Source organism: Pseudomonas sp. IPO3749 (genome assembly GCF_013386605.1).
GTDB classification, from domain to species: domain Bacteria; phylum Pseudomonadota; class Gammaproteobacteria; order Pseudomonadales; family Pseudomonadaceae; genus Aquipseudomonas; species Aquipseudomonas azotoformans_A.
Genome location: NZ_JACARN010000127.1, coordinates 14801 through 30129, shown reverse-complemented (window position 1 = coordinate 30129; position 15329 = coordinate 14801). Strand labels below are relative to the sequence as shown.

The 15329-nt window shown below is 59.1% G+C and carries 11 protein-coding genes; 5 read left to right on the top strand and 6 right to left on the bottom strand.

What is annotated here, in order from left to right; all coding sequences use genetic code 11:
* Nucleotides 1–140: 140 nt before the first annotated feature.
* Nucleotides 141–2195, bottom strand: coding sequence for a transketolase (gene tkt, locus HX812_RS31260; protein WP_038843442.1), 2055 nt, complete (start codon nt 2193–2195; stop codon nt 141–143).
* A gap of 175 nt (nt 2196–2370) precedes the next feature.
* Between tkt and HX812_RS31255 the strand changes: the two genes are divergently transcribed.
* Entirely contained in the window at nt 2371–2595 is a 225-nt protein-coding gene (locus HX812_RS31255; protein ID WP_038843444.1) for a DUF465 domain-containing protein, read from the top strand.
* A 431-nt stretch (nt 2596–3026) separates the two neighbouring features.
* On the opposite strand, the gene HX812_RS31250 is transcribed toward HX812_RS31255, so the two are convergent.
* Nucleotides 3027–3896, bottom strand: a complete 870-nt coding sequence (locus HX812_RS31250) for an EamA family transporter (protein ID WP_152514690.1) — start codon at nt 3894–3896, stop codon at nt 3027–3029.
* Nucleotides 3897–4251: 355 nt separating this feature from the next.
* A complete protein-coding gene (locus HX812_RS31245; RefSeq protein ID WP_038843446.1) occupies nt 4252–5628 on the bottom strand; it encodes a VOC family protein in 1377 nt (458 codons plus the stop codon).
* A 289-nt stretch (nt 5629–5917) separates the two neighbouring features.
* On the opposite strand from HX812_RS31245, the gene HX812_RS31240 reads away from it, so the two are divergent.
* Both HX812_RS31240 and HX812_RS31235 read left to right on the top strand, forming a co-directional pair.
* Nucleotides 5918–7327 carry an OprD family outer membrane porin gene (locus HX812_RS31240; RefSeq protein WP_038843448.1) on the top strand — a complete coding sequence of 470 codons (1410 nt, stop codon included), beginning with the start codon at nt 5918–5920 and terminating at the stop codon, nt 7325–7327.
* 69 nt (nt 7328–7396) lie between these two features.
* Complete coding sequence (locus HX812_RS31235) at nt 7397–10033, top strand: glucosidase (RefSeq protein WP_038843450.1); 2637 nt, start codon at nt 7397–7399, stop codon at nt 10031–10033.
* A 60-nt stretch (nt 10034–10093) separates the two neighbouring features.
* On the opposite strand, the gene HX812_RS31230 is transcribed toward HX812_RS31235, so the two are convergent.
* Complete coding sequence (locus tag HX812_RS31230; RefSeq protein ID WP_038843452.1) at nt 10094–10408, bottom strand: SCP2 sterol-binding domain-containing protein; 315 nt, start codon at nt 10406–10408, stop codon at nt 10094–10096.
* Between the two features lie 56 nt (nt 10409–10464).
* Entirely contained in the window at nt 10465–11175 is a 711-nt protein-coding gene (locus HX812_RS31225; protein WP_038843454.1) for a histidine phosphatase family protein, read from the bottom strand.
* 193 nt (nt 11176–11368) lie between these two features.
* Between HX812_RS31225 and sohB the strand changes: the two genes are divergently transcribed.
* Both sohB and HX812_RS31215 read left to right on the top strand, forming a co-directional pair.
* A complete protein-coding gene (sohB, locus tag HX812_RS31220; protein WP_038843456.1) occupies nt 11369–12394 on the top strand; it encodes a protease SohB in 1026 nt (341 codons plus the stop codon).
* Nucleotides 12395–12685: 291 nt separating this feature from the next.
* The gene (locus HX812_RS31215) at nt 12686–13123 is read left to right on the top strand and encodes a carboxymuconolactone decarboxylase family protein (RefSeq protein WP_033898184.1); all 438 of its coding nucleotides are present in this window, start codon (nt 12686–12688) and stop codon (nt 13121–13123) included.
* 3 nt (nt 13124–13126) lie between these two features.
* Here HX812_RS31215 and HX812_RS31210 read toward each other — a convergent pair whose 3' ends face one another.
* On the bottom strand, nt 13127–15277 hold the full coding sequence (locus HX812_RS31210) for a TonB-dependent siderophore receptor (protein ID WP_038843458.1): 2151 nt from the start codon (nt 15275–15277) through the stop codon (nt 13127–13129).
* Nucleotides 15278–15329: the final 52 nt, after the last annotated feature.

Here is a 15329-nt window from a genome sequence, read left to right as displayed (position 1 = left end):
GGCCTTTTGCTTACTTTTGGGCCTTTCCAAAAGTGAGCCGCTGTAAGAGCGGAACCATAAGTAGCCGTTACCTAAATAACGGATATGTACCCCACCCAAAAAAACTGCCCCCCGCATTCGCGCGCAATCCCACTTTGAGCTCAACCCTGAATCAATTGAACCTGCGATACAGCCTGCTTCACCACATTCTCAACGGTAAACCCAAACTTCTCCTGCAACTTGGCCAACGGCGCCGACGCGCCAAAGCTGTTCATCACCACCTTGGCCCCGGTCTGCCCGACATACCGGTCCCAACCCAATGGCCCAGCCTGTTCCACCACGACCCGCGCCTTCACCGCTGGCGGCAACACGCTGTCGCGATACGCCTGGTCCTGATCTTCAAACAACTCCCAACTCGGCATGGAGACGACCCGCGCGGCAATCCCTTCATTCTCCAACTGTTCATACGCCGCCACCGCCAAGCTGACCTCGCTGCCGGTCGCCAACAGAATCACCTTGGGCTCGTCGGCACTCGCCAACACATAAGCCCCCTTGGCTGCCCCGGACGCCGCCGCATACTTCGTACGATCCAACGTCGGCAACGGCTGGCGCGACAACACCACACAGCTTGGCCGATGGGTTTGCGCCAAGGCGACCTTCCACAGCTCCAGGGTTTCATTGGCATCGCCGGGCCGCAGTGTCAGCAACCCCGGTGTGGCGCGCAGTTGCGTGAGGTGTTCGATCGGCTGGTGCGTCGGCCCGTCTTCACCCACGCCAATCGAGTCATGGGTAAACACAAACACCACCGGCAATTCCATGATCGCCGCCAGGCGGATCGGCGGTTTCATGTAGTCGCTGAACACCAGGAAGGTCGAGGTGTATGAGCGCAGGTAGGACAGCGCCATGCCATTGGCAATCGCGCCCATGGCATGTTCGCGAATGCCGAAGTGCAGGTTGCGCCCGCTGTAGTCATCGGCACTGAAACGCCCGGCGCCGTCGAAGGTGAGGTTGGTCTTGGTCGACGGCGACAAGTCTGCCGAGCCGCCAAGCAGCCAGGGGATCTGCTGGGCGAAGGCGTTGAGCACCTCGCCACCTGATGCACGGCTGGCTACGCCCTTGGCATCGGTCTCAAAGCTGGGAAGTTGCGCCTGCCACTGTTCCGGCATCTCGCCCGCGCGCATGCGGTGCAGTTCATCGGCCAATTGCGGGTCGAGGTCGGACAGGGTCTGGTTCCACTGTTGATACAGCGGTTCGGCGCGTTCCAGCAGAGCGTCACGCAAAACAGAACGCGCGTCATCGGGCACCAGGAAGCTTGAATCCTGCGGCCAGCCGTAAGCGGCCTTGGTCAGGCGGATTTCTTCATCGCCCAACGGTTCGCCATGGGCGGCGGCGGTGTTGTGCTTGTGGGGAGAGCCGTAGCCGATCACGCTGTCGACCACGATCAGGGTCGGTGCGCCGGTATTGCTTTTGAAGGCCTCCAGCGCGGCGCTCAAGGCCTGCAAGTCATTGGCGTCGGTCACGTGCAGCGTGTGCCAGCCATAGGCCTGGAAGCGCTTGATCACGTCTTCGCTGAACGCCAACTCGGTGTGGCCTTCGATACTGATGGTGTTGTTGTCGTAGATCCAGCACAGGTTCGCCAGCTTAAGGTGGCCAGCCATCGACGCCGCTTCGCTGCTGATGCCTTCCATCATGTCGCCGTCACCGCACAGGGTATAGACGTCGTAGTCAAACAACACCTTGCCATCACGGTTGAAACGCTCACCCAACCAGCGCTCGGCCATCGCCATGCCGACGCTGTTGGCACAGCCCTGACCGAGTGGCCCGGTGGTGGTTTCTACGCCAGTGGTCATGCGGTACTCGGGGTGGCCCGGCGTTTTCGAATCGGCCTGCCGAAATTGCTTGATGTCGTCCAGGCTGATCGCCGGCTGGCCCGTGCGCTTGCCATGGGCATCGATCTCTACCACACCGGCCAGGTGCAACAGCGAATACAGCAACATCGACGCGTGTCCGACGGACAACACAAAGCGGTCACGGTTGGGCCAGTCGGGATGCTCCGGGTGATAACGCAGGAAGCGACTCCACAGCGTATAACCCACCGGCGCCAGGCCCATGGGCGTGCCTGGATGGCCGGAATTGGCCTTCTGCACGGCGTCCATGGCCAGGGTGCGGATCGTGTTGATGCACTGGGTGTCGACAGCGGTGGCGGCATGAGTCATGAAACCGGTCTCCCTCGAATGGCTATCTAGAGTGGAGGGCAGGGCGCCGCAAAGGTTTGATCCAAACACCTGCGCCGCGACGAACGGGGCAGTATTGACCCCGAACATGACAAGACCCCTCGCAATGGTCTAGCTTCTAGGGCGTAAGCCATTGATCAACGTGCGGAGGTACGCCATGCCAGTGAAACACGACCTGTATCTGGATTTGGGGAAGAGCAAGGAAGAGGTTCACGAACGCAGGGCGAGCGACAAACGCCTGGACTCGCTGCTCACTCAATACGATGACGCTGACAAGGAAGTGCTGAAGGCAGAATCGGCAAGCGCCAGCGATGAGGATGTGGAGAAACTGAAGAAGAAACGGCTGTTGATCAAAGACGACATTGTGGCGAAGTTGGGTTAGGCGATGGTCCGCGCTCCTACAGGGCGCGGACACATTTGTTCAGAATTGTCTGAAGGACAGGGCGGCTTTCACTGCCTATGATGCCCACCGCCCACCCGGCTCTGGGGACTGTTGCGGCGCAAGGATTGCGCTGGTGAGCCGGGTGGGTACTTTATCGGGGCGACATTGAGCCGAATCGGTCGGGTTTAAATCCGTACCCTGAGCACGCTGATCTGACATAGGTTTGGCGGCCGTGTGCTAGCGCTTGAACGCCAAGCCTAGGATTTCCGAGATCTCAACCCAGCCACCAAATTGAGCTACGGCCCCCATCGAACGGATAGCTTCTTCAGCATGCCAAATCTGGCATCGCAAGCAATAGAGCAATGCACTTGTCTCGAATACTGCCTTCATCTCATTTCGCATAATGATGCTTTCATAGATGCTTTTCGGCTCTAATGTTTTTTTGCATTTAATGATGTGGCGGTGGAGGTATCGTAAGCAAGGAGTATCGCTAGTATGCCGGCTGTTGTCATGAGGAGTGCCAGGGATAACTTGGGTATTGTCTGCTCGTAGAAAAATATGCCGATACTGAACAGTGTGAGCGGTAGTATAAACTGTAAAAACCCAGTTGCCGATAGTGGTATTTTGTTAGTGGCAAAAGAAAACATCAGCAGTGGCGTTACGGATACCACGCCAGCGATCAAGATTAATAAGTTTTGGTAAGAGGATGCATTGGGTTGAATGATGGTGAAGTTGAATGCCCAAGTGGCGAGAGTCAGAAGTACGGACAAAAAAAGCGTTTCTAGAAATAATCCACTTACTGCGTCTAATGAGGTGGTTTTTTTTAGATACGTATATGAGCCCCATGTCGTGGCGATCAGCAGGTAGGTCCAGTGATTTAGATTTTCACTGAGGAGAACGAGAGATACGACCGAGCTTAGCGCAACGATGGTGGACAGCATTTTTCGCGGTGTGATGGGTTCATGGTAAATCAAGCAGCCCATTCCAATAGAGATGAAAGGAGCTAGAAGGTACCCGAGACCACTTTCTAATAGATATCCGTTGAGAGATGACCAAATGAAGGCTCCCCAGTTGAAAGCAATCATTGTTGCGGCTGCGCAGTGCGTGAGGATTAATCCTGGTGTAATGTTTTTAAAGTGGTCAAGTCGCCTGAATACAAGTAGGAGCAGAGCGAGAGTGGCGCTGGATAACATGACCCTGTACATAAGTAATGTTATGTATGAAAAATCGCTCAGTGCTTTCCAGTAAAGAGAAGATGCACCGAGGAGCAAGTTTGCAAGTCCAGATAGACCTGCTGCCAAGTATTGTCGGTCTATCTTCCTTGGAAAGTTCATGATTTGTTATTTTGTTTTATGGGTTTGGGTGTTGCATGGATAAAATATTCTTCCTCTTTTAATGCAGTGCGCTTCAGAATATTCGTGGCTATTGTCATGATATCTCCTGTTCGACACGATTAACGCTGTACGGGGGATCACGTACTTTCAGCTTCGTCTCGATTAGGATTTATCTCAAACCATGGGCTTCCTAAAAACGTGTAGGTTGTTTCTGGCAACGACCTTTCCGGGATATTAGGAGGGATTTACAACTGAGGGCACCCGGCTCTGGGGACTGTTGCGGCGCAAGGATTGCGCTGGTGAGCCGGGTGGGTACTTCATTTCAGGCCAGCAGTGCCTTTGTGCAGTCATCAATCGAGCGCTGCTGCGTCTCTTCATACAGTTTCAATTCATCAATGGTCCGACGGCCCAGCGCCTTTTCAAATTCTGCCTGGTTCGAATTAGCCGCGTAGTGACTCTGCGCCGCATCCCCCAGGTTCGACTGGAAAATCCCCGCCGCACTCACCGGCAGAAAATCTTCATACACCAACGGCTCCACATCAATATGGCCCGCTGCGATCAGTGCTTCAAGAGTACGCGGTTGCTCGGCCGCACCGCGCGCCGCCAGGCCCTGTGCGGTGGTGAAGTAGCGGAAGTACGCCAAGCCCTGTTCACGCATCTGCGCGTGGTTATCCGGGAAGGCCTGGAAGTGATGTTCCATCAATTGCATATAACGTGCGGCGTTGCCCTCATTGGGGAAAGCGCCCAATTCGTCGCGCGCGGCGTTCAGCAACTGGTCGTACAGCGCACGGCCTTTGGGGGTGAGCGCCACGCCGCGTTGTTCGATTTCGCCGAAGCGTGCGCTGTGGCTGCCCTGGGCGTCGGTAAAGGCGATGGGTTCGTCGAGGGCCTTGAAGCTGGTCTGACGCAGCAGGATCGGGCACTGGCGGCGCGGCGGTCCCTCGATCACGGCTTTTGGCGTGATGCCTTTGCCCGGCATGGCAGCCTGGACCTGGTCGATGTCCAGGGTGCGCGGGGTCAGGTGGTTAATGTGCGGGCCTTTGAACGCGACCACGTCGGCGATCAGGCGGTGCTGGTCGCTCAGTTGCTGGTACTGCGCGCTGGTGACGGTGGCGGTGTGGTGCCAACGGAAGGTTTCCAGGGCCTGGCGGATGAACTCATCGGCGTCCGCAACGTTGAGGCCGCCGTCTTTTTCAGCTTGTTCGATCAGCGCCAAGGCGCCGGGGGTGAAGATCGAGCGTTTGGCCAGGGCGGTTTCGGCAAAGGCGCGCAGGTCGGGGTTCTCGATCAGTTCCAGGCGCAGCAATGAGGTGAACACGCGAAACGGGCTGGTTTGCAGCGCCTGTTCATGCACGGCGCGAAACGCGGTGGAGTGCACGGGCACGCCAGCCGGTGTCAGGTCGTAGTAGCCCACCGGTTGCATGCCCATCACTGCAAACAGGCGGCTGATGGTCGCCAGTTCTTCTGCCGTGCCCAGGCGGATCGCGCCGTGGCGTTCCATGTCCAGGCGCTGGATTTCGCCAGTGCGTTGCAGCTGCTGCGCCAGCTGCGGCTGGGTGTCGAGCACGTGGGCATTGGTCTCGGCCACCAGCTCCATCAGCGCGCCATACAGGGGAACTTCATCTCGGTACATGTCGGACATGGCCTTGGAAAAACCCTTGCGGATCTCGTCTGGGCTGACATGTGAAGTGGTGGGCATAGAAAAATTCCTGATGGCGATGACGATAGAGGTGACCTTTTCCTGGATTTTGTTGAGCGCAAGGCACGCTTGCAAACGAAGAATCTTCAGGACTTCATTCTGCAAATGAATGAGATGACGTGAATATGACAAAAAACAGCCTGTGAGAAATTTCATTTAAGGACGGTTTTCCTAACTAATTCTTCACGGAGTCCGCCCCGGTCGGCATGAAAGAATCGTCACGTTTGCAAGGATGAAAACGCCGTTATGCACACCAGACACATAAAAAAATGTTTAGGGGCTGTCGTTAATGAAAATTTCTACACTGGCGTTGTCGATCACCGCCGCCGTTCTTGCACAACAGGCATTCGCTGATGATTTCGGGCTCGGTTCGCTGGGCACGGGCAACGGTCACAGCGGTTTCCTTGAAGACAGTCACGCGGCCATCAGCTCGCGGACCATGTACTACAGCGCGGATAACCGCTCGGGGACCAACAACGACCTGCGCGAAACTGCAACGGCGCTGCGTTTCGACTACAAATCCGGCTTCACCCAAGGCACCGTCGGCCTGGGGTTTGACGTCATGGCCTTCGGCGCGCTGCGCCTGGACGGCGGTGATGGCCACACGGCGGGCGCGGGCCTGTCGGGTAACGGCAACAGCTTCTTCCCGACCAAGAACAACGGCACTGAACCTGCCGACTCCTTTGGTCGTGCGGCGGGCAATGTGAAGTTCCGCGTTTCCCAGACCGAGTTGCATGTCGGTGGTGGCTTGGCGCCGGTGCTGCCGATTTTGGTGTCCAACGACAGCCGTGTAGCGCCGCAGACCTTTGACGGCGGCATCCTGACATCCAACGACATTCCCAACGTCACCTTTACCGGCGGTGAGTTGAACCGTGCCGAAGGCCGTGCCTCCAGCAACTCCACAGGTCTGAGCGTGGCCGGTGGGACGCGCGACAGTGACAGCTTCAAGTTCGGTGGGGTGGACTACAAGCCGTTTGGTTCTTCCGACAACGTCATCGCGAAAAACCTGACGTTGCAGTACTACTACGCGCAGTTGCAAGACTTCTACAAGCAGAACTACTTCGGCCTGGCCCACGTCTTGCCGCTGGGCAATGACCAGTCGTTCAAAACCGACCTGCGCTATTTCGACAGCAGCAGCGACGGCAAGAACGGCGAGAGCGGCTACCAGTTCAACAACAATGGCGGCTACGCCAAGCACGCCGGCGAAGTGGACAACAAAACCTACAGTGCGGCCTTCACCTACCAGCTGGGCGGCAGCAGCTTGATGCTCGGCCACATTGGCGTGGGCGACGATGGCGGCTTCGTGTGGGTGAACCAGGGCAGCCTGGCCGATCCGCATGCACAAGGCGCCGGCGGCAGCGACTTCTACCTGTTCACCGATGCTGTGGTCGGCCAGTTCTCCCGCGCGGGCGAGCAGGTCAATTTTGGTCAGTACTCGTATGACTTCAAGGCCTACGTGCCGGGCCTGAAGGCGTCCGTGGCTTATCTGGATGGCCGGGACATCAAGTCGAAGGTAGCCGGTGGCCCTGACCAGAAAGAAAACGAAGCCGACTTCCGCCTGGACTACGTTGTGCAGGCCGGTCCTTTGAAAGGTTTTGGTACGACTTTCCGTACCGGTACTTATCACGGCAAGAACACCGGCACTGCCGACCAGGACCAGACCCGCCTGATCTTCAACTACACCTACGCCATCTTCTAAGTCTTCATGTGCACCCGGGCGTCATTGGGCTCTACACTGCCTCTCATCTGGTAGGCGATGGAGGACCCGATGACGGCCACACCCGACAACCGAATACGTGCAACCCTCGAAGGCCAACGCCTGGCGCAGCAGGATGCCGAGCGTTGGCGCGAGTGGGGCCCTTATCTGAGTGAACGCCAATGGGGCACGGTGCGCGAAGACTACAGCGCCGATGGCGACGCCTGGACCTACTTCCCCCATGAACACGCGCGCAGCCGCGCCTATCGCTGGGGCGAGGATGGTTTGGCGGGTTTCAGCGACAAGGCGCAACGCTGGTGCCTGGGCCTGGCCCTGTGGAACGAGCGCGACGCGATCCTCAAGGAGCGCCTGTTCGGCCTCAACAATGCCGAGGGCAACCACGGTGAAGACGTCAAGGAACTGTACTTTTTCGTCGACGGCGTCCCGAGCCATGCCTACATGCGCATGCTCTACAAATACCCCCATGCCGCCTTTCCCTACGCCGACCTGATCAGCGAAAACGCCCGCCGTGGCCTGGCGGATGCCGAGTACGAGATCCTCGATACCGGCGTGTTCGAAGACAACCGCTACTGCGATGTCAGCGTCGAATATGCCAAGCATCAGCCCGACGATATCTTCATGCGTGTGACCGTACACAACCGTTCTGACCAGCCAACGCGTGTGCAGGTGTTGCCCCACCTGTGGGCGCGCAATGACTGGAGCTGGACCTTCGACGCACCCAAGCCGCAGTTGACGCCGGACGGCGAGCAGGTGCTGGCGCGTCATCATGAATTGGCGGATCGCCATCTCAGCGCCTGGGGCCAGGACGGGATGGAGTGGTTATTCTGCGAGAACGAAACCAATATTCCCCGGCTGGATGGGCAGGCGGCGCCGGGGCCGTTCAAGGATGGAATCAATGATTACGTAGTCGGCGGTGACCACGCTGCGATTCGACGCGACAGCGGGACTAAAGTCGCCGCGCGTTTCATCCTCGACCTGGCCGGCCTGGAAAGCAAAGCCCTCTACCTGCGTTTTGCGCCGGTCGACGCGCCGCCAGTCAACGCCCGCAAGCTGTTCGAGCAACGCCGCCAAGAGGCCGATGACTTCTACGCCGCCTTGCAACACGGCATCGCCGATGAGGACGCGTGCAATGTGCAGCGCCAGGCCTTGGCCGGGTTACTGTGGTCCAAGCAGCTCTATTATTTCGACGTGAACCAATGGCTCGACGGCGACCCGGCACAACCCGCGCCGCCGCCCGAACGCCTGCACATTCGCAACACCCATTGGCGGCACCTGTCGAATTTCGACATCCTTTCCATGCCCGACACCTGGGAATATCCGTGGTATGCCTCGTGGGACCAAGGCTTCCAGGCAGTGGCCATGGCATTGATCGATCCGGGGTATGCCAAGCAGCAACTGTTGCTGCTGGTGAAAGATCGCTTCATGCACCCCAACGGCCAGTTGCCGGCTTACGAATGGCGCTTCGACGACGCCAACCCGCCGGTGCATGCCTGGGCCAGTTGGCGCGTCTATCAACAGGACAAGGCGCTGACCGGCGTCGGCGATATGGATTTTCTGGAGCGGATTTTTCACAAGCTGCTGTTGAATTTTTCCTGGTGGGTCAATCGTAAGGATGCCGAGGGGCGCAATCTGTTCCAGGGCGGCTTCCTCGGGCTGGACAATATCGCCTTGTTCGACCGCTCGGCCGCGTTGCCAGCGGGTTACCAGCTGGATCAGGCCGACGGCACGGCGTGGGTTGCGGCGTATGCGCTGGACTTGATGCGCATCGCCCTGGAGCTGGCCAAGCGCAATGGGGTGTATGTCGACATCGCGGTGAAGTTCTTCGAGCACTTCCTGTATATCGCCGGCGCCATCAACCGCGTCGACGACGGCGCCGAAGGCCTGTGGGATGAGCAGGACCTGTTTTTCTACGATGTGCTGCACCGCCCCGATGGCCAGAACGAGCCGGTGCGCCTGCGTTCCATCGTCGGGCTGATGCCGCTGTTTGCCGTGCTGGTGCTGGAGCAGCGCGAGCATGAAGGCCTGGAAGGGTTGCGCGAGCGTTTGCTGGGCTTCATGAAGCACCGTCCGGACCTGGCCAAACTGGTCTCGCGCTGGAACGAACCGGGGCAGGGCAATCGCCTGTTGCTGGCGTTGCTGCGTGGCGAACGCACCAAGGACCTGCTGCGACGCATGTTGGATGACAATGAGTTCCTGTCGGCGTTTGGTGTGCGCTCTCTGTCCAAGGCGTTCGCCGAACAACCGCTGGCATTGAAGATGAACGGCAATACCCTGTGTGCGAGTTACCAGCCGGGCGAATCCGACTCGCGGCTGTACGGCGGCAACTCCAACTGGCGCGGGCCGTTGTGGATGCCGGTGAACTACATGCTGATCGAATCGTTGCGCGAATTTCACCGCTATTACGCCGATAACTTCTCGGTGGAGTACCCGACGGGCAGTGGTTATCTGTCATCCCTGGAGGAAGTGGCTGACAGCCTCAGTCAGCGACTGACCCGGTTGTTTCTACGCGATGAGAATGGCCTGCGGCCGTCGATGGCCGGGTATGCGCAGCTGGAGGCTGACCCGGAGAGTCGCGACCTGGTGTTGTTCCACGAGTATTTTCATGGCGAGACCGGGCGCGGGTTGGGGGCTTCGCATCAGACGGGGTGGAGTGCGTTGGTGGTGTTGTTATTGCAGCCAAAAATCTAAATCACACCGCAGAATAAAATGTGGGAGCGGGCTTGCTCCCACATTTGAGCTTCAGCGGATTCAGGAAGGGAACAGTTCGCTCAGCTTCATCGCCAGCATCATGTCGCCTTCGGTGCGCAGTTTGCCGCCCATGAAGGCCTGCATGCCGTCGGTGGAGCCGTCGACGATGCCTTCCAGGGTTTCGCTGTCCATGACCAGGGTCACTTGGGCGTCTGGGTTTTCGCCTTCCTGCAGCTCGCAGGTCTTGTCTTTGACGACCAGGGAAAAGTTCTTGGTTTCGTCGATGCGGAAACCGAACACCAGGTCCAGGCCGTCGGCGGCGGCTGGGTTGAATTTGGCTTTCATTGCTTCTACAGCTTTGGCTACGTCAGTCATGGTTTCGATCCTTTAGGGTAGAGTCCAGTGACCTTGGGGTCACGGTTGGCCGCAGTTCATCGGAACGTGATGAGCTGCGGCGCCTTCAACAGTTGCAAGTGGGCATGACTGTTGAAGGAAGCCAGTGCCACCTCGCGACCGCGGAATTTCAGCTGGTTGAGCGAGGTGTTAACAATTTGCCAGTTCAGTTCGAACGCTTGCGCGGCAGGCATCCGGGTAATCAGGTGGAGCAGGGCGGTGATGGTGCCGCCGGAGGTAAACACGGCGATTTTCTGCGCGTTGTCCGCCACTTCAAGAATACGTTGCAGGCCACCCTGCACACGTTCCACAAAGCCCAGCCAGCTTTCCAGCCCTGGCGGGTCGTAGGTGCCGGCCAGCCAGCGCTCGATGATCAGGGCGAAAATGCGCTGGAATTCGCTGCGGTTCTGCGCGGCGTTGCGCAGGATCTCCAGGGCTTCGGGTTCGGTGGTGAGCAGGTCGGGGAGCAGGGCGCGGATGATTGCGTCGGCATCGAATTCGTTGAAGGCGCTGTCGGTTTCCAGTGCTGGTACCGGCAGGCCCAGGGCGCTGTACTGATCGAACGCGGCAGTGGCGGTGTGCTGCTGGCGGCGCAGGTCGCCGGCCACACAGCGGTCGAACACCAGGCCCATTTCCGCCAGGTGGCGGCCGAGCACTTGTGCCTGCTCCACGCCGACGGGCGACAGGACGTCATAGTCGTCTGCACCGAAGGAGGCCTGGCCATGTCGAATCAGATAGATGCTGCCCACGTCCGTTTTCCCGGTACGTTGAAAGTCTGGCGAGGTTATGAGGATGCCTGCGAGCTGTCAATGAAAAAACATACGCTTGTTTTAAAAGCTCGTTAGAGGGCGCCTGGTGGCGGTTTGAGCACTGGCTCCCGGCAAGCCCCGTCGGTATGCTTGGGCAATCCGCGCCTGGCGCACCGCACTTGTAAGGAGAACTATGGATTTTCTGGCCGAATACGCGAGCTTTCTGGCGAAGACCGTCACCCTGGTGGTCGCTATTCTGGTGGTACTGATCAGCTTTGCGTCGCTGCGCAGCAAAGGTCGTCGCAAATCCGCCGGCCAATTGCAGGTGAGCAAACTCAATGACTTCTACAAGGGCCTGCGTGAGCGCCTGGAATCGACTCTGCTCGACAAAGACCAGCTCAAGGCCCTGCGCAAGTCCGAAGGCAAGGCCGAAAAGAAGAAAGGCAAGCAGAAAGCCGAGGCCAAGCCACGGGTGTTCGTGCTGGATTTTGATGGCGACATCAAGGCCTCGGCCACTGAAAGCCTGCGCCATGAAATCACCGCCCTGCTGAGCCTGGCCACGCCGAAGGATGAAGTGGTGCTGCGCCTGGAAAGCGGCGGTGGCATGGTCCACAGCTACGGCCTGGCTTCGTCGCAACTGGCGCGTATCCGCCAGGCCGGCGTGCCGTTGACCGTGTGCATCGACAAGGTGGCGGCCAGCGGCGGCTACATGATGGCGTGCATCGGCGAGAAGATCATCAGCGCACCGTTTGCCATCCTCGGCTCCATTGGCGTGGTAGCGCAGTTGCCTAACGTCAACCGCCTGCTGAAAAAGCACGACATCGACTTTGAAGTGCTGACCGCCGGTGAGTACAAACGCACCCTCACCGTGTTTGGCGAAAACACCGAGAAGGGTCGCGAGAAGTTCCAGGAAGACCTGGACATCACTCACCAGTTGTTCAAGAACTTCGTCTCGCGTTACCGCCCACAGTTGGCCATCGATGATGTCGCGACCGGAGAAGTGTGGCTGGGTGTTGCAGCGCTCGACAAGCAACTGGTCGATGAACTGCAAACCAGCGATGAATACCTGGCCACCAAGGCCAAGACCGCCGAGGTGTTCCACCTGCACTATGCCGAGCGCAAGAGCTTGCAAGAGCGCGTGGGCCTGGCGGCGAGTGGCTCGGTGGACCGGGTGCTGCTGAGCTGGTGGAGCCGATTGACCCAGCAGCGATTCTGGTAAATCCAGATTATCCCGTCGCGGGCACTCGCTCGCAGACGGGGTGTTTGAGCCATTGCCTGTATAGACCCAGCCCTTTCAAGGTCTTTAGATAGAGATGGCGATAAGCCCGCTCGCCACAGTTGCAGTGTTCGCCCTTAATGGTTTTTCAAAGACCTTGAAAGGGCTGCTGTATAGACCGAAACACCCTCCCAGGAAGAATTGGTCACCCACTCTTCCCCAAAATTGGATATTTCTCCCCAGTGCCTCGGTGGCTAACCTAGCGGCCAATCCCCACCGTTCTGGAGCAATACCATGCAAACCCGTACCGATTTCTACACTGCCTCCCCAGACGCCATGAAAGCCATGCTCGCCCTGGAAGCCGCCGTCGGCAAACTGTCCATCGAGCTGCCCCTGCTGGAGCTGGTCCGCCTGCGCGTCTCGCAGATCAACGGCTGCGCCTTCTGCCTCGACATGCACACCGCCGACGCCCGTAAAGGCGGCGAAACCGAGCGCCGCCTGTACACCGTCTCCGCCTGGCGTGAAACACCGTTCTTCACCCCGCGTGAACGCGCCGCACTGGCCTGGGCCGAAAGCCTGACCCTGATCAGCCACACTCACGCCCCGGACGAAGACTTCAACGCCCTGGCCGCCGAGTTCAGCCCTCAGGAGCAAATCGACCTGAGCGTGGCCATCGCCACCATCAACAGCTGGAATCGCCTGGCCGTAGGTTTCCGCAAGATGCCCAAGTAAGCGTCAGAAGTTGACCGAAGCACTCAGGCGCGCCGTCAACGGCGCGCCCTGGAACAGATAGTCATCGCCCATGTACTCGCCCGCGTCGCGCCAGTAGCGCTTGTCGAACAGGTTGTCGACGCTCAGGCGGAACACCGTTTCATAGCCGCTCACCTTGGTGGTGAAGCGGCTGCCTACGTTCACCACTGCGTAATCCCCCACCTCCACATTGCCGCTACGGTTGGCGTACTTCTTGGCGCTGTATTGCACGCCGCCCAGTACCGCCAGGCCGTTCACCCAAGGCAACGCGTAATCGGCATACACACTGGCGCGCAGCTTGGGCACGTTGATCGCTTGGTGGCTCTCATAGTCCGCAGTACCGCTGCCGCTCACCCGCGCGCGAATCGCCGCCACGCTGGTTGCGATCTGCAGGCGCTCGGTGGCCCAGCCGTTGGCCGACAGTTCCAGTCCGGTGTTTTTTTGCTCGCCTTGTTGCACGTAGTCGAATGCGCCGGTGCCGTCCGGTTTGGCGTATTGGTAGGCCTGGCGGGTCTGGAATACAGCGGCGGTGAAGCTCATGCGGCGCCAGTCGTATTTAACGCCGGCTTCGATTTGACGTGAGGTGGTGGGGGCCAGGGTTTCGCCGTCGTTGCGGGTCGTCCAAGGTGCCTCACCGCCCAGGGACAGGCCCTTGCTGTAGCTGGTGTACAACGACACGTTTTCCACCGGTTTGTAGATCAACGATGCCTGGGGCAGAAACTCGTATCGCTGGGTGTGGCGTTGTTGATTGCCGTTTTCGTCGAAGGCTTTTTCATCCAGGCGCACTTCACGGCCACCGAGGATGGTTTGCCATTGCTCGTTGAAGCGGATGCGGTCGGTGACGAACACGCCGTATTGGCGACTGTCGAGGCGCTTGTGCTTGTCGTTGAGCGGCACATCGGTGGGGGTGAAGGTCGGGGCGTCGACATTGATGTTGCTGCTGCCGATGTATTCGTTGACCGACTTGCGCTTGTCGACCACCCGGCGGAAGGCGCTGGTGCCGAAGGTGAGTTCATGGCCCAGGCTACCGGTGTCGAAGAGCCCGGTCATGGCTGCCTGCACTTCGTCGTCACGACGGGTGTCGTCGGGGCTGCGGTAGTCGTAGATGTCGTAGTCGCCGCTGGGGCTGAAAAAGGCGGTGCCGCAATCGGTCACGTAGAAGCAACCATAGGCAAATGAACTGTAGTCATCGATCACCACCTTGCTGCGGGCGGCGCTGACACTGCCTTTCCACTGATCGCTGAAGCGGTACTCGAACTTGCCGTTAAGGTTCAGTGAATCAATGCCCACTTGCTTCGAACCGCTCTGGTGGCCCAGCAGTTTTTTTGGCGAGGCGTCGTGGGGCACTTCGGTGCCGCCCAGCAACTGGTAGCCCGGCACCGAACGTTGTTGCTTGTTCTGGTATTCCGCATCCAGCTGCAACACCGCGTCAGGGCTGATGTTCCAGTCGAACGCCAGGGACACAAAATCGCGCTGGCCATTGGCGTGTTCCACATAGGAATTGAGGTCTTCATGGGCCACGTTGGCGCGCAGGCCGAACTGCTGCTCGCTGCCAAACCAGCCGCCGACGTCGGTGGCGAGGTAGCCGCTGCCGCGATCGTCGGTGGAGACGGTCACCGAGCGCACATCTTCCGGGCGCTTGGTCACGTAGTTGATCACGCCGCTCGGCTCGGAAATCCCGCTTTGCAGGCCCGCCAGGCCCTTGAGCACTTCCACCTGTTGTTTGTTTTCCAGGGCGACGTTCTGCTCGCCCGTGATGGTGCGCCCATTGATCTTGTAGCTGCTCGCCGCGTTCAGCGAGAAGCCGCGCACCACAAAATTCTCGTAGTAGCCGATGGGCGCGTAGCTGTCGCCCACCGAGGCGTCGTTGCGCAGTACTTCGCTGAGCAGGCGCGCTTGCTGGTCCTTGATCAGTGCGGCGTTGATCACCGTGATCGAAGCGGGTGTGTCCAGCAGCGGCGCGTCATCAAAGCCGCCCACCGAGGCGGTTTCACTGCGGTAGCCGGATTCGTCCTGGCCCTGGACGTTCACCGCCGGCAGTTCGATTTCAGCCGCGAGGCTGTTACCAATGCCGCCGCTGAGCAGCAGGCCAAGGGCGAAACGTGAGGTGACGACGGGACGAAAACGCAAAACCATGGGGGCAGGGCCTTAAAGCGCGGGGCGGGGGGCGCATAAGCTAGGCATATCG

Excerpts from the sequence above, each read along its gene's own strand:
- HX812_RS31215 (WP_033898184.1), top strand. The coding sequence starts at position 12,686 with ATGCAAACCCGTACCGATTTCTACACTGCCTCCCCAGACGCCATGAAA.
- HX812_RS31210 (WP_038843458.1), bottom strand. The coding sequence starts at position 15,277 with ATGGTTTTGCGTTTTCGTCCCGTCGTCACCTCACGTTTCGCCCTTGGC.
- HX812_RS31255 (WP_038843444.1), top strand. The coding sequence starts at position 2,371 with ATGCCAGTGAAACACGACCTGTATCTGGATTTGGGGAAGAGCAAGGAA.
- HX812_RS31240 (WP_038843448.1), top strand. The coding sequence starts at position 5,918 with ATGAAAATTTCTACACTGGCGTTGTCGATCACCGCCGCCGTTCTTGCA.
- tkt (WP_038843442.1), bottom strand. The coding sequence starts at position 2,195 with ATGACTCATGCCGCCACCGCTGTCGACACCCAGTGCATCAACACGATC.
- HX812_RS31230 (WP_038843452.1), bottom strand. The coding sequence starts at position 10,408 with ATGACTGACGTAGCCAAAGCTGTAGAAGCAATGAAAGCCAAATTCAAC.
- sohB (WP_038843456.1), top strand. The coding sequence starts at position 11,369 with ATGGATTTTCTGGCCGAATACGCGAGCTTTCTGGCGAAGACCGTCACC.
- HX812_RS31245 (WP_038843446.1), bottom strand. The coding sequence starts at position 5,628 with ATGCCCACCACTTCACATGTCAGCCCAGACGAGATCCGCAAGGGTTTT.
- HX812_RS31235 (WP_038843450.1), top strand. The coding sequence starts at position 7,397 with ATGACGGCCACACCCGACAACCGAATACGTGCAACCCTCGAAGGCCAA.